At 72.6% G+C, this 19,016-nt stretch carries 15 protein-coding genes; 1 reads left to right on the plus strand and 14 read right to left on the minus strand.

The features are described 5' to 3' along the window. Nucleotides 1–112: 112 nt before the first annotated feature. Genes AB0J88_RS09825 through AB0J88_RS09880 form a run of 12 tightly spaced genes read right to left on the minus strand, consistent with a single transcriptional unit; the run spans nt 113 to nt 11,633 of the window. On the minus strand, nt 113–1,291 hold the full coding sequence (locus AB0J88_RS09825; protein WP_364346532.1) for a cytochrome P450: 1,179 nt from the start codon (nt 1,289–1,291) through the stop codon (nt 113–115). After that, on the minus strand, nt 1,291–2,475 hold the full coding sequence (locus AB0J88_RS09830; protein WP_364346530.1) for a cytochrome P450: 1,185 nt from the start codon (nt 2,473–2,475) through the stop codon (nt 1,291–1,293). The genes AB0J88_RS09825 and AB0J88_RS09830 overlap by 1 nt, the downstream gene beginning before the upstream one ends. Nucleotides 2,476–2,495: 20 nt before the next feature. Then, nucleotides 2,496–3,722, minus strand: coding sequence for a cytochrome P450 (locus AB0J88_RS09835; protein ID WP_364346528.1), 1,227 nt, complete (start codon nt 3,720–3,722; stop codon nt 2,496–2,498). Between the two features lie 20 nt (nt 3,723–3,742). After that, on the minus strand, nt 3,743–3,955 hold the full coding sequence (locus tag AB0J88_RS09840) for an MbtH family protein (protein ID WP_364346526.1): 213 nt from the start codon (nt 3,953–3,955) through the stop codon (nt 3,743–3,745). A 57-nt stretch (nt 3,956–4,012) separates the two neighbouring features. After that, nucleotides 4,013–4,213: a ferredoxin gene (locus AB0J88_RS09845; protein ID WP_364346524.1), complete on the minus strand. Its 201-nt coding sequence runs from the start codon at nt 4,211–4,213 to the stop codon at nt 4,013–4,015. Further along, on the minus strand, nt 4,210–5,415 hold the full coding sequence (locus AB0J88_RS09850) for a cytochrome P450 (protein ID WP_364346522.1): 1,206 nt from the start codon (nt 5,413–5,415) through the stop codon (nt 4,210–4,212). Before AB0J88_RS09850 ends, AB0J88_RS09845 begins: the two co-directional genes overlap by 4 nt. Then, on the minus strand, nt 5,412–5,723 hold the full coding sequence (locus AB0J88_RS09855) for a phosphopantetheine-binding protein (protein WP_364346520.1): 312 nt from the start codon (nt 5,721–5,723) through the stop codon (nt 5,412–5,414). The genes AB0J88_RS09850 and AB0J88_RS09855 overlap by 4 nt, the downstream gene beginning before the upstream one ends. Further along, on the minus strand, nt 5,720–6,985 hold the full coding sequence (locus AB0J88_RS09860; protein ID WP_364346518.1) for a cytochrome P450: 1,266 nt from the start codon (nt 6,983–6,985) through the stop codon (nt 5,720–5,722). The genes AB0J88_RS09855 and AB0J88_RS09860 overlap by 4 nt, the downstream gene beginning before the upstream one ends. A 10-nt stretch (nt 6,986–6,995) precedes the next feature. Beyond that, nucleotides 6,996–8,237, minus strand: a complete 1,242-nt coding sequence (locus tag AB0J88_RS09865) for a cytochrome P450 (RefSeq protein ID WP_364346516.1) — start codon at nt 8,235–8,237, stop codon at nt 6,996–6,998. A gap of 5 nt (nt 8,238–8,242) precedes the next feature. After that, nucleotides 8,243–10,024 carry a non-ribosomal peptide synthetase gene (locus AB0J88_RS09870; protein ID WP_364346514.1) on the minus strand — a complete coding sequence of 594 codons (1,782 nt, stop codon included), beginning with the start codon at nt 10,022–10,024 and terminating at the stop codon, nt 8,243–8,245. A 1-nt stretch (nt 10,025) separates the two neighbouring features. Beyond that, the gene (locus AB0J88_RS09875) at nt 10,026–10,823 is read right to left on the minus strand and encodes a thioesterase domain-containing protein (protein ID WP_364346512.1); all 798 of its coding nucleotides are present in this window, start codon (nt 10,821–10,823) and stop codon (nt 10,026–10,028) included. A 36-nt stretch (nt 10,824–10,859) separates the two neighbouring features. Further along, a complete protein-coding gene (locus AB0J88_RS09880) occupies nt 10,860–11,633 on the minus strand; it encodes a thioesterase domain-containing protein (RefSeq protein WP_364346510.1) in 774 nt (257 codons plus the stop codon). A gap of 119 nt (nt 11,634–11,752) precedes the next feature. Between AB0J88_RS09880 and vioD the strand changes: the two genes are divergently transcribed. After that, nucleotides 11,753–12,877 carry a capreomycidine synthase gene (vioD, locus tag AB0J88_RS09885; protein ID WP_364346508.1) on the plus strand — a complete coding sequence of 375 codons (1,125 nt, stop codon included), beginning with the start codon at nt 11,753–11,755 and terminating at the stop codon, nt 12,875–12,877. Between the two features lies 1 nt (nt 12,878). On the opposite strand, the gene AB0J88_RS09890 is transcribed toward vioD, so the two are convergent. Continuing rightward, complete coding sequence (locus AB0J88_RS09890; protein WP_364346506.1) at nt 12,879–13,637, minus strand: phosphopantetheine-binding protein; 759 nt, start codon at nt 13,635–13,637, stop codon at nt 12,879–12,881. A 19-nt stretch (nt 13,638–13,656) separates the two neighbouring features. Further along, a complete protein-coding gene (locus AB0J88_RS09895; protein WP_364346504.1) occupies nt 13,657–18,885 on the minus strand; it encodes an amino acid adenylation domain-containing protein in 5,229 nt (1,742 codons plus the stop codon). Nucleotides 18,886–19,016 lie beyond the last annotated feature (131 nt).

Genomic DNA, 19,016 nt, shown 5'->3' on the forward strand with positions numbered 1-19,016 from the left:
GCGTCGACTCCTTCATCGGATGTCCATTGTGGTCGCCGGCGGACCGGCGCGCCCTGTTCTCAAGCTATCGACGCCGCCAGGACGCCGCTGTCACGTGAAATGACGACAAGGGTCAACGCCAGCGCACCGTGGTCGGCAGCCGAAGGAAGCCGTGCTGGTGCGGCGAGTGGCAACGCCGCGCGGCGGCCAGATCCACGTCATACTCGCTGACCAGCGCTCCGAGCTCCTCCAGCGCGACCCGCATCTCCAGCCGGGCCAGCGCCGCTCCCAGACAGTGGTGCGGGCCGAGGCCGAAGCTGAGCAGCCGGCCGGTGTCCCGGTCGAGGTCGAACCGGTCCGGGTCGGGGAACACCCGCTGGTCCCGGTTGGCCGACGCCTGGAGGATCGCGATGCGCGCGCCGGCCGGCACAGGAATGCCGTGGATGACCGTGTCCGTCGTGAGCACGCGGGCCACCATCTGGCTGGCCGAGTCGTACCGCAAGGTCTCGGTCGCCCAGTCCGAGGCCCGGCCGTTGAGCCCGGCCCGCTGCACGTCGCGCTGAACGTGCCCCTGGAGCCACGCGTTGCCGATCGTCTTGCCCGTCGACTCGTTGCCGCCGCCGAGCATGATGAACAGAAACCCGACCACCTGGCGGTCGGTGAGCGCCGCACCGTCGATCCGCGCCTGCGTCAGCCGGGAGGTCAGGTCGTCGCCCGGCCGGCGCCGCAGCACCGTGACCAGGTCGAGCAGGAACGCGGCGAGCCGGAGCACGGCGGCCACGGCGACCGGCCCGCGCCCGTCGGAACCGTCGTCGCGCAGCACGAGGTCGTCGACGTCGCCGCGCACGCGACGCCAGTCCGCGGCCGGGATGCCGAGGATCTCGCAGAGCACGTCGTTGGGCAGGTCGGCCGCGAAGTCGTCGGCGAAGTCGAACGTGTCCCGCTCCCGCAACGGCGCCAGCCGCGCCAGGGCCAGCGAGCGGATCCGCGGTTCGAGCGCGGCGACCTTGCGCGGGGTGAAGGCCGACGAGACAAGGCTGCGGTACGCGGCATGCTCGGGCGGATCCATCGCCAGGAAGAAGTTGGTGTTCTTGGCGTCCGGCCCCCACAGCTCCGGCTCGAGCGAGATGCCGTTGCGGCTGGAGAAGCGGGCCGGGTCCTTGAGCGCCGCGGCCACGTCCGCGTGCCGGGTCAGCGCCCAGAAGTCGCGCTTCTCGTTGCGGTAGAGGGGAGCGTGCTCGCGCATCCAGGCGTACACCGGATGCGGGTCCTCCTGCACGGCGAAGTCGAACGGGTCGTAGACGGGATCCATCAAGAACCCCGGCGGGAGACGTTGCACGGCAGCGAAGCGAAGCCCCGCTGGTGCGGTGAGTGGATCCGGCGGGTCCGCGCCTCGTCCACCTCGTAGTCGTCGACCAGGGCGCCGAGCTCCTCCAGCGCGACCGTGATCTCCAGCCTGGCCAGGGGCGCGCCGAGGCAGAAGTGCGGCCCGTGGCCGAAGCTCAGCTCCTTGCTGGTGTCGCGGGAGAGGTCGAACACGTCCGGGTCGGCGAACACCCGCGAGTCCCGGTTGGCGGAGGCGGGCAGCAGCGCCACCCGCGCGCCGGCCGGCACGCGCGTGCCGTGGATGACCGTGTCGGCCGTCAGTGTGCGGGCCATCATCTGGCTCGGCGAGTCGTAGCGCAGCGCCTCCCGCCCCCACGCCGCCGCCTGCCCGTCGAGCCCGGCCCGCCGTACGGACGGCAGGCGCCAGCCATGATAGAGCGCGTTGCCGATCAGCTTGCCGGTCGACTCATTGGTGGCGCTGACCATGAGGAAGAGGAATGCGACCACCTGCGCGTCGGTCAACGGACGCCCGTCGACGCGGGCCTGGGTCATCGTGGACGTCAGGTCGTCACGCGGCCGCTTGCGGCGGTCGTTGACCAGCGACACGTAGTACCACGCCAGGCGCATGCCGGCGTCCCGGGTCGCGTCCGACCGCACCGGTGTGCCGTCCTCACAGTCGTTGAGCAGGTCGTTGTCGGCCCGGATCCGGTCGCGGTCGGCAGCGGGAATGCCGACCAGCTCGCACATCACGTCGTTCGGCAGCGCGGCGGCGTAGTCGGCGGCCAGGTCCATGGGAGCGCCGTCGCGCAGGGGAGCGAGCCGGGCGCGCGCCAGCTCACGAATCCGCTGCTCCATGGACGCGACCCAGCCCGGCTTGAACACCGAGCCCGTGAGCCGGCGCATCGCACCGTGGTCGGGCGGGTCCATGGCCAGGTAGAAGGAGGTCTTGACGGCGTCCGGACCCCACAGGTCGGGCTCCAGCGAGATGCCGTTGCGGTTGGAGAACAGCCCCGGGTCGCGCAGCGCCCACAGCACGTCGGCATGGCGGGACAGCGCCCAGAAGTCGAGCTCGTCGTTGCGGAACAGGGGCCGGTGCGAGCGCATCCACGCGTACGTCGGATAGGGGTCCTCGTGGATCGCGTACGCGAACGGATCGTAGGCGGGTGGCATCGAGGCGCTCCTGTGAAAGCTCATCCGGCCCGGCGCCGCGCCGTGATCGGCACGTGCTTGTAGCCGGAGATGAGGTTCGAGTGCAGCCGCGTCGGCGGTGCGGCGGGCCGGAAGTCGTGGAACCGGGACAGCAGCTCGTCGAAGAGGATGCGCAACGTCGCCCGCGCGACGGTATGCCCGACGCAGTAGTGCGGCCCGACCCCGAACGCGACGTGCTTGTTGGGCCTGCGGCGCGGATCGAAGCGTGAAGGGTCGGGAAAGACGGCCGCGTCCCGGTTGGCCGAGCCGATCCAGCAGACCACGGCCTCCCCGGCGGCGATCGGGGTGCCGCGCACCTCCGTGTCCACCGTGGCGTACCGCATGAAATGGCTCGCGGGGGAGGAGAGCCGCAGCACCTCCTCGACCGCGACCGGGGTGACGCTCAGGTCGGCGGCCCAGCGCTCCAGCACGCCGTCAGCGATGTGCTCGGTCAGCAGGTACGTCGGTGGGTGCGCGGTGGTCACGGTGGCGCCCAGCAGCACGCTGTAGCAGTTGGAGACGACCTCACCCGGCGTCATCACCCGCCCGTCGACCTCGGTGGTGATGAGCACACTGACCAGGTCGTCGCCGAGGTGCTCGCGCCGGTGGGCGCAGATGTCCTGGAGATAGGCGAACAGCTCGCGGTGCGCGCGGTTGAGCGTCTGTCGGGTGCCGCGCGGTGAGGCGTACTCCGGGTCCTCCGCGGCGATCGAGGTGGTGAGCAGTCGGCCCAGCCGGGGCCAGTCGGCGCGCGGGAGGCCCATCGCCGCGCCGCCCACCGCCACGGGCAACGACAGCATGGCCGCGCCGAAGTCGAAGACCCCGCCGTCCTCCAGCGGCGCGAGGATCTCGCGGACCAGCCCGGCGATCAGCTCCTGCTGCCGCTCGATCGCCCGGATGCCGAGGGCCTTCTGCAGGCGTGCCCGCATCATCGTGTGCCGGGGCGGGTCCGTCGCGGCGATCTGGCTGCCGCCGGCCGGGTCGTCGGTGCCGAGGACGCTCAGCAGCGTGCCGCGCTCCGAGGTGAAGACCCGTGAGTCGCGCAGCACGTGGTCGACGTCGGCGTAGCGCACGGCCGACCAGAACCCGCGGCGCTCGTCGACCTGGGTCCACGCGAGCTCGTCGCGGTCGCGCAGCCGCGCCCATTCCGCGCGGAAGTGCAGGCCGCTGTAGAGCAGGGGGTCGGAAAGCCCGCGCCCGACCGGGCAACGCGCCACGACGTCGTCCACCGCCGCCCCGTCCGCTCGGCTCAGGAGGTGAGCGCGGTTTCCTGGCGGGCGCGCAGCGGCCGCAGGTCCGTCCAGTGCTCCTCGATGTAGTCGAGGCACGCCGGCCGGGTGTCGGCACCGTGCACCACGCGCCAGCCCGCCGGCACCTCGATCTGCTCGGGCCAGAGCGAGTGCTGCTCCTCGTCGTTGACCAGCACCAGGAACGTGCCGTCAGGATCGTCGAAAGGGTTCATGGCCCGACGCTACGTCCCCGGCGGTGCGGCCGGATGTCACGTGATTCCACGACAGGATCAGCCGGTGCGCACGACGCGGATCGCGGCCGTCGGGCAGAGCTGCTCGGCCTGCTCGACGCCGTCGAGGTCGGCGGTGGCGGCGGCCGTCGGCTCCGAGCGGTCGTGCTCGTCGAGCACGAAGCTGCCGGCGGCGACCACGACGCAGGTGGCCGAGCCGACGCACCGCTCCTTGTCGACGGTGATGTCCACAGTGGTCATGACGCGTTCCTTCCGGCCGGGGAGCGCACCCGCAGCGTCACGGGGACGTGGCGGTGGCCGGCGACGAAGTTCGAGGCGATGTGGCCGGGCTCCGCGTCGAGCGTGATGTCGCCGACGGTGGCGAACAGCTCCTCGAAGACGACGCGGATCATGCGCCGCGCCAGTGCCGAGCCGAGGCAGTTGTGCGGGCCGCTGCCGAACGCGAGATGCCGGTTCGGCTGGCGGGTGGGGTCGAAGGTCCACGGGTCGGGGAACACCGTCTCGTCGCGGTTGGCGGACCCGAGCCAGACGACCACGGGCGCGCCGGCCGGCAGCGCGACGCCACCGAGCTCGACCTCCCGCGTCGTGTGGCGCAGGAAGTGGTTGGCCGGCGAGGCCCAGCGCAGCGCCTCCTCCACGAGCGGGTCGAGCAGTTCGGGCCGGCCCGCCAGCGACGGATACTGTCCCGTCCGGACGATCTCGATCAGCGCGGCCGTCGGCGCCGACGGCCAGGTCGCCGCTCCCACCATGAGGCTGTAGCAGTTGGACACCACGGTGCCAGGGTCGGGACCCATCTCCAGCAGCGCGGTCATCAGGTCGCTGCCGGTGCTGCCCTGCCGCGCGTGGGCCTGGTCCTGGAAGTACGCGAACAGCCCGCGATGGGCGCGCTGGAGGGTCACCACCGGTCCGCGCGGCAGCGTCCACTCGTCCGGCGCTACCGCCATCAGGGCCAGCTCGGTCACCCGGGGCCAGTCCGCCTCGGGAAGCCCCATCATCGTGCCGAGGACCGCCACCGGCAGCCCGCTCATCGCCTCGGCCAGGTCCATCGAGCCGCGCTCGACGGCCGGGCGCAGCACCGCGCGGACCCGGTCGCGGATCATCTCGATCTGGTCGGCCGTCGAGCGGATCGACAGCGTGCGGTGGATCGGGCTGCGCATCGCGGTGTGCCGGGGCGGGTCGGTGACGGCGAGCTGCTTGCCGCTGGCCGGGTCGTCCTTGCCCAGCACGTTCAGGAACGTGCCGCGGGTCGAGGTGAAGGTCGCGTGGTCGCGCAGCACGCGGTCGACGTCGGCGTGCCGGGTGACCGACCAGTAGCCGGTCCGCCCGGCGGCGAGCTGCCAGGAGACCGGCGCCGTGTGGCGCAGGCGCTCCCACACCGCGTGCGGGGCGCCCGCGGCGTACACCCGCGGGTCGGTCAGGTCGACGGGCTCGCGCGGCCTCATGCCCCGGTCCCGTCGCCGAGGAGCCCGACGATCGCCTCGGCCAGCTCGGCGATCGTCGGCGACAGGAACAACGTCGAGGCCGGCACGTGTACGCCGACCTCGCGTTCCGTGGCCACCAGCAGGTCGGCGGCCAGCAGCGAGTGGCCGCCGAGCTCGAAGAAGTCGTCGTCGACGCCGATCGGCTCGACCTTGAGGTGCTGGCGCCACATCTCGATGAGCCGCTGCTCCAGGGCGGATCCGGGAGCTCGGTAGTCGCTGGACAGGTCCTTCTCGCCGCGCGGGACGACCGTCACCGGTGTGTCGGTCACGAGATCACCACCGGGCGGCGGCTGTGGACGGGCGTGAGGGCGACCGGCAGGGCGGTGATGCCGTTGATGAAGTTCGACCGCAGGTGGCTGACCGGCCCGGCGACCTCCAGCGACTCGACCCGGGCGATCAGCTCCTCGAGCAGCAGCCCGAGCACCACCTGGGCGGGTGGTCCGCCGATGCAGCGGTGGGCGCCGACGCCGAACGCGAGGTGCGGGTTGCTCGTGCGGGCCGGGTCGAACTCGTACGGCCGGGCGAAGACGGCCTCGTCGCGGTCGGCCGACGCCACCCAGGCGGCGACCAGCTCACCCGGCTCGAGGCGGGTGCCGGCGACCTGGACGGGCTTGATCACCCGGCGCAGCAGGTGGTTGGTCGGCGAGGCCCAACGCAGGCTCTCCTCGACCGCGGTCGGCACGAGCCCGGGCGACTCGCGTAGCGCCTGCCAGGCGGCGGGTCGGTCGGCCAGGGCCTGCACCAGGTGCGACGCCACCTGGGCGGTGGTGGTCACGGAGCCCATCACGAAGCTGTAGCAGTTGAGCAGGATCTCGCGCTGGTCCATCGGCCGGCCGCCGAAGTCGAGCCCGAGCAGCACCGAGATGACGTCGTCGGTCGGCTTCGCGCGGCGCTCCTTGATCAGCTCGGAGAACATCGCGATGAGCCGGTGGTGCGCCTTCTTGAGCGTGTCGGCGGCGGAGCCCTCGGCGAAGTGCGGGTCCTCCGGCGCCACGCCGGCCATCGCCCAGCCGGGCAGCGCGGTCCAGACGTCCGGCGGCAGGCCGATGGTCTCGCCGACCGCGGCCATCGGGAGGTGCAGCATGAGCGCCGCGATGTCGATGACGCCGCCGGCGTCGAACCGCTCGCCCACCAGGCGGCGCACGTGCTCGCGGACCTGGGGCGCGCGCTGCCGCGCGGCGTGGGTGGACATCAGCCGCATCGTCGGCAGCCGGACGTCCGCGTGCCGTGGCTGGTCCATCAGGTTGATCGTGCGGCCGCCGGCGCTGTCGCCACCGGCCACGGCGAGGATCGTGCCGTGCGCCGAGCTGAAGCTCTTGTCGTCCATGAGCACGGCGGCCACGTCGCGGTAGCGCGTCACCGACCAGAACCGGTGGCCGTCCGGGGTCTCCTGCGACCAGACGGGCGCCTCGCGGCGCAACCGGTGCCAGGCCAGGTGCTGCGCGCCGGTCTCGTACCGCGTCGGATCGTAGAGGTCGATCGTCTCCAACGGCTCCGCGAGCTCGTCGCTGGTGGGACCGTCCATCCTCATGGCCGCGCTCCTATCGGGGTATGGCCTTGACGGGCATCGAGACCAGCCCGTTGATCCAGTTCGAGTGCAGGTGGACGAGCGGGCCGGTCTGTTCGATCACGGCGTACCGCCGCAGCAGCTCCTCGAAGAGCATGGTGAGCACCAGGCGCGACATGGGCGCGCCGATGCAGTAGTGCGGGCCGCCGCCGAAGCCGAGATGCTTGTTCGGGCTGCGCGTGATGTCGAACGTGAACGGGTCGTCGAACACGTCCTCGTCCCGGTTCGCCGAGGCGACCCAGGCCGCGATCCAGTCGCCCGCCTTGATCTCGGCGTCGCCGATCTGGGTGTCCGCGGTCGCCCGGCGCACCAGGTGATGGGTCGGCGAGGTCCACCGGATGCCCTCTTCCACCAGCCCGGGCAGCGCGGCTTCGTCGAGCCCGGCCCACAGGCTCGGCCGTTGCGTGAGCGCCAGGAGCGTGTGGCTCGCGACGTTCGGCGTGGTGGTGTTCGCGCCGAGGATGAAGCTGTAGCAGTTGAGCAGGACCCGCCAGTCGTCGAGCGGCTTCCCGTCGCCGGCCAGGCCGTCCGTGACGCCGATCAGCACCGAGACCAGGTCGTCGCCCGGCTTGGCGCGGCGCTGCCGCACCAGCTCACGGAAGACGGCGAAGAGGTGGTGGTGCGCCAGCCGCAGGGTCTGCGCCGGTGAGCTGCCCAGGGCGTACGCCGGGTCCTCGGGGGCGATGCAGGCGCCGGCCCACAGCGCGATGTCGTCCCAGTGCCGCTCCGGGATGTCCATGAACTCGCCGGCCAGCACCATCGGCAGCCGGCGCATCAGGTGGGCGAAGTCGACCTCGCCCGACGCGCACGGCCGGATCAGCTCGACGAGCCGTGAACGGATGGCGGGGGCGCGGCGCTGGACCATCGCGTGCCCCAGCGTGCGCATGGCCGGCACGCGGACCAGCGCGTGCTCAGGTGGGTCCGTCAGCGTGATCGTCTGGCCGCCGGCGGAGTCGCCCACGCCGACCGAGGCCAGGATGGTGCCCTCCTCGGAGCTGAACGTGCGGTGGTCCTTCACCACCCGCTCGCAGTCGGCGTGCCGCGTCACACACCAGAAGCCGGTCTCGCCGGGGCGGTCGTGCCACCAGACCGGCGCGTTCACCCGCAACGTGCGCCAGGTGGGGTGGAGGTCCTTGACGGTGTAGCCGCCCGCACCGTAGAGGTCGATGTCGGCCAGGTCCACCACCGTCTCGTCCGGCGGTGCGGTCAGCTCCACGGGACTCAGCCGACCCGCGTCGGGACGGGGGCGGCGTCGACGGCCTCCGCGAGCTCGCGGACGGTGGGATGGGCGAAGAACTGCCCGGCGTCCAGCTCGATGCCGTAGCGGCGCAGGCGTTCCAGCATCGAGACGCTGCGCAGGGAGTCGCCGCCGAGCAGGAAGAAGTCGTCGTCGACACCGACCCGGTCCAGCTCCAGGACGTCCGCCCACGCGTCGGCCAGGATCTGCTCGGTCTCGGTGGTCGGCGCCTCGAACGGCGGCAGGAAGCCGAGCTCCGCCCGGGCCAGGAACGGCTCGGGGAGCTGGTGGCGGTCCGGTTTGCCGTTGGGATCCAGCGGAAGCTCCTTGAGGACCACGAACGTCGCCGGCACCAGGTACGCGGGCACCCGCTCGCCGAGCCAGTCGCGCAGCGCCGTGACGGTCACCTTGCGGTCGGGGCTAGGCACGACGTAGGCCGCCAGCCGCTTCTCGGCGCCGCTGTCACCGACCGCGACCACGACCGCACTGCCGACGTCGGCGTGGCTCTGCAGCGTGCTCTCGATCTCGCCGAGCTCGATCCGGAAACCGCGCACCTTGACCTGCCGGTCGACCCGGCCGCGGAAGTCGACGGCGCCGTCCGGCCGGAGCTGGCCGAGGTCGCCGGTGCGGTACATCCGTCGGCCGCCGGCCGGGCTGAAGGGGTCGGCCACGAAGCGCTCGGCGGTGAGCCCCGCCCGACCGTGGTAGCCGCGGGCGACACCGGGGCCGCCGAGGTAGATCTCGCCCACCTCGCCGGCCGGCAGCGGGCGCAGGTCGGGTCCGAGCACGTACATGGACCGGCCGGCCAGGGCCGTGCCGATCGGGACCGGAGACAGCGGCTCGTCGGTCGGCGTGATCCGGTGCAGCGACGAGTAGACCGTGTTCTCCGTCGGGCCGTACGCGGCGTACACGCGGCAGGTGGTCGCCGCCGCGTTGCGCATGTGCGCGGGCGAGAGCACGTCGCCGCCGGTCAGCAGGCAGCCGACCGAGTCGAGGGCCGCCAGGTCGTGCTGGGCCAGCAGGTGGAACAGGCCGGTGGTGAGGAACAGCCAGTCCGGCCGGAAGCGGCGCAGCTGGGTGCCGAGCTCGGCGATGCTGACCTGCGGGTCGAGCACGACGACGCGGGCGCCTCGGCAGAGGGCGCCCCAGAGCTCGTAGATCGAGGCGTCGAACGCGGCCGGGGCGAGGTGGGCGATCGTCTGTCCAGGTTGGACGGCGATCCGCGACTCGTCCTCGATCAGGTTCAGCACGCTCGCGTGCTCGACCACCACGCCCTTGGGCACGCCGGTCGAACCCGAGGTGTAGATGACGTACGCGGCGGACGCGCCGTCACCGGAGGCGGGGCGGAAACCGTTGGCGGGACGCTCCTCCAGGTCGTCGACACACAGCGTCTCGACGCCCGGCGCGGTCACCCCCGGCCCGCCCCGGTCGGTGAGCACGATCCGCACGTCGGCGTCGGCGAGGATGAAGGTCCGGCGCTGCTCGGGATAGTGCGGGTCCAGCGGCACGTACGCGCCGCCGGCTTTGAGCACCGCGAGGAATGCCACCAGCATGTCGGCGCCGCGGGGGAGGGCCACCGCGACCCGGGTCTCGCGACCGACGCCCCGCTCGTGGAGCGCGGCCGCCAGCCGGTCGGCGCGCGCGTCGAGCTCGGCGTAGGTCAGGGTCTTGTCGCCCACGGTGATCGCCGGCGCCTCCGGCCGGGCCAGGCGCTGCCGTGCGACCAGCGCGTGGATCGTGTCCTGCCCGGGGGACCTTTCGGCCACGTCAATCACCACCAACTCGGATCTCGAGGTCGTCGCGGTCCCCGGCGGGTGCCGGCGGAGCGGTCAGCCAACGGCGCAGCGCGTCGTGGAGAACGTCGGGACAATGCAGGAAGTCCAGGTGTTCGCCGGCGAGCAGGTGGTAGGTCACGTCCGCGCAGTCGGCCCAGCCCGCCTCCGTCACGGCCGGCGGGACGACGTCGTCGTCCGTCCAGCCCACGAGGGTGACCGGGACCGGCACGCGCCGGTCGGCGGCGAACCGGTAGCCCCGCTGCACCTCGAGGTCGAGCCGGAGCACCCGGGCGCCGATCTCGGCGAAGTCGTCGCGGATCGGGGCGCCGGCCCGGCCGAACAGCGCCTTCACCTCGGCGACCAGGTCGGCCGTGGTGAGGTCGACGAAGTTCAGGCGGCCGTAGAGGCCCCGCTGCGGCGCGCCCCAGGACGAGGCGATCAACCTGGTCGGCAGGGGCAGCTCGCGGCGTGACAGCTCGGCGATGGTGTCGAGGGCGTACGGCACCGCTCCACAGTGGGCGGCGAAGGAGTACTCCCGCTCGACGTAGGGCGTCAGCGCGTCGACCAGGTCCGCGGCGAAGGCGGCGTGGTCGCGGTGCGGCTCCTCGCGCGTGCGGTTCTCCCGACCCGGCGGCTGGAGTGCGCAGACCTGCACGTTTTCAATCCACTTTGGCCATTGGCGGTACGAGGAGGCGCCGACTCCCGCGTACGGGAAGCAGAACAGCAGCCGGCTCTCCGCTGCGGGCGGCGGCATGAACCAGCGGCTGATCGGTGCGGCGCCTGCAGTCATTCCCGTCCTCTTTGTTCGAGTGCGGCTGGGCCGAATCTATGAGGCCGGCGGGCCGACTGTCCTGTCACCGGAACCGGGGGCCACGCCCGCCGCCAGCAGGTCGAGCAGCTCGGCGGGCGCCTCCGTGAACCGGTGGTGACCGCCCTCCAGCAGCACTGACGTCGTGTCGCCGCACCGGTCCCAGCCGCCCATCGTCGTGTGCGGCACGTCGTGGTCGGCGCTCCAGCCGATCGCGGTGATGGGGCAGGGCAGCCGCGTGGGCTCGGGCATGACGTAGCGCTTGTTGGCCTCGACGTCCGCCCGCATCACGCCCAGGTAGAGGTCGAGCAGCTCCGGATGCGGCACGCCGCCGAGCTCCGCGATCAGCTTCTCCAGCTCGCCGCGCAGCGCGGTGTCGTCCATCTCCAGGAAGCGGCCGGCCGGCCCGTCCTGCGGTGCGATCTGCGACGAGACGAACACGCGCGCGGGAGCCGGCCGGCCGGTGCGGACGAGCTCCGCGGCGACCTCGTAGCCCGCGAGCGCCGACGCGCAGTGCCCGAAGAAGCCGAACGGCACGTCGAGGAAGCGCTCGATCGCCGGCGCCACGGCCGCGGCCAGCTCCTGGTAGGTCTGGAACGTCGGCTCGGCGAAGCGCGTCTCCCGCCCGGGCAGCTCCAGCGGCAGGAACTCGATCCCGCCCAGCCGGCGCGGCCAGCCGCGGTACATGCTGGCGCCGCAGCCCGAGTAGGGAACCAGGAACACCCGGCCGGCCGCGGTGGCCGACGGCTTGTGCGGCAGCCACTTGTTGCGCTGCCTCGGGGTGGGTGGCATGAACGGCCTTCCGTCGTGACCGGCGACCTCTTCGGCACGCTAGCAACGGCGCTTTCCGGCCGGCCGTCCCGACTTCACGCGACAACGCGCGGGAGGCGCCGGCCGCGTACCGTGCGCGGATGGACATCGCGGTCGCTCGGCTCGAAGCCTGGATGCGGGACTACTACCACGCCGTGGCACACGACATCGGCAGCAGCGGCGTACGCGACCTGTCGATGGGCGAGCTGCGCGAGCTGTGCGGCTTCGATCTCGCGGAGCTCGACCCGATGATGTTCCACGACAGCGAGAGCTACGGCGGCACCCGCCTGCGGGCCGCGCTGGCCGACCGCTGGACGGGCGGCGACGTCGACCGGATGATGGTCACCCACGGCTCCAGCGAGGCGATCTATCTGGTCATGCACCTCGCCGTCGAGCCCGGTGACGAGATCGTCGTCGTGGATCCGGCCTACCAGCAGCTGCACGACGTGGCCGCCTGGCGTGGCTGCCGGATCACCCGCTGGCCGTTGACCCCGCGGGACGGCTTCGCGGCCGACCTGGCCCGGCTGCGCGAGCTGACGGCGACGCGGCCGAAGATGATCGTGGTGAACTTCCCGCACAACCCGACCGGCGTCTCGATCACCCCGGCCGAGCAGAAGGAGTTGGTGGAGATCGCCGAGGCGGCGGGTTCGTGGCTGGTCTGGGACCACGCGTTCGGCGAGCTGACCTACGAGTCGGAGCCACTGCCCCTGCCCACGTGGTACGGGAGGTGCATCGCGTGGGGGACGTTCTCGAAGAGCTACGGCCTCGCCGGCCTGCGGGTGGGCTGGTGCGTGGCCCCGCCCGAGCTGCTCGCCCGGATGGCCCTGCTGCGGGACTACATCGCGCTGTACGTCTCACCCGTGCTGGAGTTCTTCGCCGAGCAGGCGGTCCGCAACGCCGACCGGATCGTGGCGCTGCAACGGGCACACGCCGCTGAGAACCTGCGCCTGGTCCGCGACTGGGCCGACCGGCTGCCGGAGCACGTCCGCTTCACCGCGCCGGACGGCGGCGTGACCACGTTCGTCGAGTTCCTCGGGCAGCCCGACGTGGTGCGCTCGTGCCGCCGCCTGGCCGAGCAGCACAAGGTGCTGCTCGTGCCCGGCTGGTGCTTCGGTGACGACTACCGCGACTACGCCCGGCTCGGGTTCGGCGGCACGACCGCCGAGCTCACCGCCGGGCTGTCCGCCGTGGAGCAGGTGTTGCGCGAGGACGCCCGCGTGCGGTGACTCAGCTCGCCGCGCCGTCGTCCTTCTTCTTCCCGAACCGGATCCGGCGCTTGCCGTCGCCCGGCGACCCGCCGCACGGCACGCCCGGCGGGACGATCCGGCGGATCGGGAGCGGCAGCTTGCCGTGGATGGCCAGGCCGATGCCCTTGATGCTGCGCCGCTTCTCCTTGATCGTCGCGACGCTCGCCCGCTCGCCGAGCGTCCGGACGATGATCTGCGACAGCTCGTCGACCGTCGCGTTGGCGAACATGTCCTGCAGCGACAGGTTGATGTCGAAGTCGTCGTAGATGCGGCTCGTGACGATCGTCGCCTGCAGCGACGACCCGCCCAGCGCGAAGAAGCTGTCGTGGACGCCGACCCGGTCGACGCCGAGGATCTGCTTGAACAGGGCCGCCAGCCGCACTTCCATCGGGCTGCTCGGTGCGACGAAACCCCGTGCCGGGGTCTCCGCCGGGTCGGGATCGGGCAGCGCCGCGAGGTCGTAGTCGCCGTCGGCGGTCAACGGAAGCTCGTCGAGCACGACGAAGTGCTCCGGCACCATGTCCCGGGGTAGCTGGCTCAGCAGTTGCTGGCGGATGGGTCCGGTGCCCAGCGCGGGATCCGGGCCGGCCACGTAGGCGACCGGGATCCGGGCGCCGTCGGGGCCGGTGCGTTCCGTGACCAGCGCGTCGCGGACCGCTTCGATGTCGCGCAGCGCCGCGACGGTCTCCACCGGATCCACAGCCGCGCCGCGGCTGCCCTGGTCGGCACGGCTCGCCATGACGTCCTCGATTCTCTCGTCAGTGCTCGGTCAGCTTGCCCACGAACTCGAGCGTCCCGTCGGGCCACCGACGGGCGAGGTCGCCGGTGGGTTCGGCGCCCTGCCAGATCTCGGCGACCTCGCCGACCGCAGCCGCCTGGCCACCGGGGTGGCGCAGCCACACCGCGCGGCCGGGCAGGCCGGTGCCGAGCGGCACCCGCAGCGGGGCCGACTCCTGGCGCCAGTCGTCCGGCACCTCGTAGGCCGCGACCGGCACCCCGTCGGCTCCGGTGTGGTAGGTCGCGACCACCCGCCCGCCCGGTGCCAGGCTCCGGATGACCGCGATGTCGTGCGCGGTGAGCGCACCGGTGTTCTCCACGAAGACGCAGCGCAGCGCGTGCAGCGGTCCCTTGGCGGCGATCGCCCGCAGCAACGGGGGCGTGGCGTGGACGACGCTGATCCGTTGTGCCCGCAACCACCGCGCGAGCGCGCCGGGGTCGTTGTTCGGCGGCCGGTCGGTCTCCACGAGCGTGCCGCCGGCGTGCAATGCCGCGGATCGGGCCGCGAGCAGCTGCTCGGGCGGGCCGGACAGCACGACGAAGCGGTCGGCCGGGGTGAGGCCGAACCGCTCGACGGCCCATTGCGTGCTCACCGGTGCCTCGTCGGGCGCCGCGGCGTCGCCCAAGGCGTAGTCGAGGACGCCCCGCGTCGGGTCGGCGACGACCGCGCTCAGGAACCGGCCCAGGTGGGCGGCGAGTTCGCGCATGAGGTCGTCGTCGAACTTGGCCGCGTCGTACTCGAGGATGTAGTGCAGCTCGCCCTTGATCTCGTTGGTGGTGAGCACGAGGTCGAAGCTCGGTGGCAGCGGGGGCGCCTCGACGTCGGCCACCACGATGTCGCCGAAACGCTCGATGGGCGGCACGTCGACGACGTTGAGCATCACCTGGAACAGCGGCGTGTGGCGCGGGTCGCGGGTGATCCCCAGCCGCTTCATGACGACGTCCAGCGGAGCGTCGGCGTGCGCGTAGCCGCCGAGCGCGACCTGGCGCACGCGGTCGAGCAGCTCCGCGAAGGTGGGCTCGCCGGAGAAGTCGACGCGCAGCGGGAGGGTGTTGATGAACGACCCGATGAGGCTCTCGGTGCCGTGGTCGGTGCGGTTGCTGATGGACACGCCGACCACCACGTCGCGCTGGCCGGACCAGCGGCCCAGCACGGTCCCGAGGGTCGAGAGCACCACCATGAACGGCGTCACGTCGCGGGTGCGGCACAGCTCCTTCAGCGCCGCGGTGTCCGCCGCCGACAGCCGCGAGAACACCCGGTCGCCGCGCGGCTCCGCGGCCGCGTGTGCGCGCGTCGGCATCGTCAGGGCGCGGGGTGCGCCGGCGAGGTGGTCGCGCCAGTAGTCGACCTGCCGGTCGAGCTCCGCCCCGGCGAGCCGCTCGCGCTGCCACACCGCGTAGTCCAGGTACTGGATCGGAAGCTCCGGCAGGCCGGCCGCCACCGGGTCGCCGCCCGCCTGGTAGAGCATGCCCAGCTCGCGGACGAACAGGCCGACGGACACCACGTCGGCGACGACGTGGTGGGAGATCATGCTGATCAGGTGGTCGTTCTCACCGACCTTGACCACCAGGCACCGGACCAGCGGACCGTTGGCCAGGTCGAAGCCCGTGGCTACCTGCTCGCCCATCAGCGCCCTGGCCCGCGCCTCGCGGTCGGGCAGGGCGCGCAAGTCCTCGAACCGCGGTCGCCAGCCGTCGTCGAGGGGGTCGACGACCTGGATCGGCCGGCCGTCCACGACCGGGAAGCGCGACCGCAGGGACTCGTGGCGGGCGAGGATCGTGCGCAGGCAGCGGTCCACCAGGGCCAGGTCCAGCGGCCCGAGAAGCCGCTGCTGCCAACCGACGTTGTACGCCGGACCCGGCACGAGCTGGTCCTCCAGCCAGAGTCGCTCCTGGTCGAAGGAGAGCACCGGCGGGGCGTCGGCTGACCGGGGCGCGATGACCCGGGCGGTCTCGGCGCCGGCGACCGTGCGGGCCAGCTGGGCCACGGTGCGGTGCTGGAAGATGTCCAACGGCGTGAGGGTGATGCCCTCCTCCTGCGCCCGCGAGACCACCATGATGGCCAGGATCGAGTCGCCGCCGAGCTCGAAGAAGTCGTCGTTGGCGCCGACCGTGTCGACACCGAGCACGGCGGCGACGAGCTCGGCCAGGCGACGCTCCAGCGGCGACTCCGGCAGCACCAGCTCCTCGACCAGGTCGGGCCGTTCGCCGCCGGGCTGGGGCAGGCGCGCGAAGTCGACCTTGCCGTTCTCGGTCAGGGGGATCTCGTCGACCGGCACGAACGCCGACGGCACGAGGTAGGGCGGCAGCTCGCGGGCGAGGAAGCGGCGCAGGTCGGTGCTGGCCACCGGAGCACCGTCGCGCGTCACCAGGTGGGCGACCAGCCGCCGGTCGCCGGCGTCGTGCTGGTGGACGCCGACGACGGCCTGGGCGACCGCCGGGTGCCGGCAGATGGCCGACTCGATCTCGGCCGGCTCGACCCGGTAGCCCCGGATCTTGATCTGGCTGTCCACCCTGGACAGGAACTCGAGGTTGCCGTCGGCCCGCCGGCGCACGAGGTCGCCGGTGCGGTAGACCCGCTCGCCGGGCCGCTGCGGGTCAGGCGAGGCGACGAAGCGCTGTGCCGTCAGCCCCGGGCGACGCAGGTAGCCGCGGCCGACGCTGATGCCGCCAATGTAGAGCTCTCCGACGGCGCCGGCCGGGACCGGCCGCAGCTCGGGGTCGAGCACGTGCAGCTCCGCGAACGGCAGCTCCGTGCCGATCGGCAGGTGGAGCAGGTCGGTCTCCGGCGCGTCGGCCGGCAGGTCGAAGAAGGTGGAGCTGACGGTCGTCTCGGTGATGCCGTACACGTGGGACAGCGGCACCCCGAAGGTCTGCCAGGTCGCCAGCCGCTCCGGGAGGACCCGTTCGGCGCCGACGATCACCAGGCGCAGGCTAGGCGGCAGCGCGATCTTGGACCGGTCGAGGTCGCGTACCCACTCGTGCCAGTAGGCGGCGGGCAGCTCCATGACCGTGATCCGGTCCTGGCGGGTCAGCGCGACGAGGTCGAGGTTCACCCCGGTCATCCGCTCCGGTGGGACGACCACGGCGCCGCCGACGGCCCAGATCGGGAACAGCTCCTCCACCAGCACGTCGAAGCCCGGCGAGGCGAACTGGAGGAACCGGTCGCCGGCGTCGAGCCCCAGCCGCTCGGCCGTCTCGACGGCGAACGCCGCGAGCGACCGGTGCTCGATCACCACGCCCTTGGGCTGGCCGGTCGAGCCGGACGTGTAGATCACGTATGCCGCCGCCGTCGGGTGGGTCGGGTCGCCGGGGTCGGTGTCCGGCCCCGCGGCGAACCGGTCCGGCCCGTCGAGCAGCACGAGCTCCGCGACGCCCGCGGTCTCGGCCACGTCGGCGAGCTTCTCGGTGCTGACCAGCACCGGGGCGCCGGCGTCGGCGAGCACGTAGGCGGTCCGGTCGACCGGGTACGCCGGGTCGAGAGGCAGGAACGCCCCGCCGGCCTTGAGGATGCCGAGCACGGCCACGGCCAGCTCGGGGGAGCGGTCGACGAGGACGCCGACCGGTGTCTCGACGCCCACGCCCAGGCCGCGCAGGTGGTGGGCGAGCCGGTTGGCCGCGCGGTCGAGCTCGGCGAAGCTGAGCGGGACGCTGTCGCACACGACGGCGGGAGCGTCGGGTGTGCGGGCGACGTGGCCGGCGAACAGCTCGAGGAAGCCGACCTCCGGCCCGGTGGAACGGGTCACCGCGCGGTCCGCGCCGGTGTCCAGCAGGCGCACCTCGCCGATCCGCCGGTCCGGGTCGTCGACCAGCTGCTCCAGGACGTGGGGGAGCTGGGCCGCGAGGCGTTCGACCGTGCCCCGGTCGAACATCTCCGTGCTGTAGTGCCAGTCGAAGTGCAGCGTCTCGGGTGCGGCCTGGACGACGAGGATCAGGTCGATCGTGATCGGTCCCGGGTCCATCGGCACGTAGCTGACCGACAGGCCCGGCAGCTCGAGCGCACGGTCGGGGCGCAGCACGGCGCCCGGCGTCGACAGCACGTTGATCATCATCTGGATCAGCGGAGTCTGCGCGGCCTCGTCGGGCGCCAGCTCCTCGATCAGGCGGTCGAACGGGACACTCTGGTGGTCGAACGCCGTGGACACCACGTCGCGGGCCGCGTGCAGCACCTCGCGCAGCGTCTGCCCGGGCGAGAGCCGCATCCGCAACGGCAACGCGTTGGCGAAGCAGCCGATGAGCTGCTCGGTCTCGGGCCGCAGCCGGCCACCGACCGCCGAGCCGAACACCAGGTCGTCCTGGTGGGTGTAGCGGTGCAGCACGACCGAGCAGGCGGCCAGCATGACCATCGACAGCGACACGCCCTCGCTCTCGGCGAAGCGCTGCAACGCCGCGGTCCGCTCGCCGATCATCGTCAGCGTGTGGTGGTCGCCGGCGTACGTGCGGCGGGGCGCGGACGGGCGGTCGGCCGGCAGCGCCAGGCGGGGCGGGATGTCGGCCAGCACCTGCTTCCAGTGCCCGAGCTCCGCGGCCATCCGCTGCTCGTCCAGCCAGTCCCGTTCCCAGACCGCGAAGTCGCCGTACTGGATCGGCAGCGGCGGGAGCGTGCCGCCGGCACCGGCGCGCAGGGCCGGGTAGAGCGCCGTCACCTCGCGCAGCAGGATGATCATCGACCAGGCGTCGGCCGCGGCGTGGTCGAGCGTGACCAGCACGACGTAGCTGCGCGGGTCCAGCAGCAGGGCGGTGGCCCGCAGCCGGTGCGGCTGGTCCGCCGGGAACGGGCGCACCACCTCGGCGTCGCACCGCTCCCGGATCGCCGCGCGCTGTGCCTCGTGGTCGAGCGCGCTGAGGTCCTCGACGGGCACCGGCACCGCGGTGACCGGCTGGACGACCTGGGTCGGGCGGCGGTCCACGATCTCGACCGTCGAGCGCAGCACCTCGTGCCGCGCGACGATCTCGGTCAGCACGTCGCTGAGCAGGCGCAGGTCCACGTCGCCGTCGAGGCGCAGGGCGGCCGTGACGTTGTTGGAGGGCCGGAACCGCTCGACGGCCCACTCGCGCTGCTGCGCGAAGGACAACGGCGTAGGCCGCTCGGAATCTCGCGGCGGAATGCGCTCGACGGCGACGCTTGGCCGGTCGGCGGCGAGACGCGACTCGAACCGGGCACGCTGCTCAGGCGTGAGAGCTGCGATCCGGCTTTGCAAGTCGGTCATGTCGGATCCCCACTCCGTGGTGATCCGCCCTGCCCGGGCGGGCTCTGCCTCTGATGCCCTCGCCAAGGCTCGGTCATGTCGGATCCCCACTCCGTGGTGATCCGCCCTGCCCGGGCGGGCTCTGCCTCTGA

The organism is Asanoa sp. NPDC049475, assembly GCF_040676915.1.
Lineage (GTDB): Bacteria > Actinomycetota > Actinomycetes > Mycobacteriales > Micromonosporaceae > Asanoa.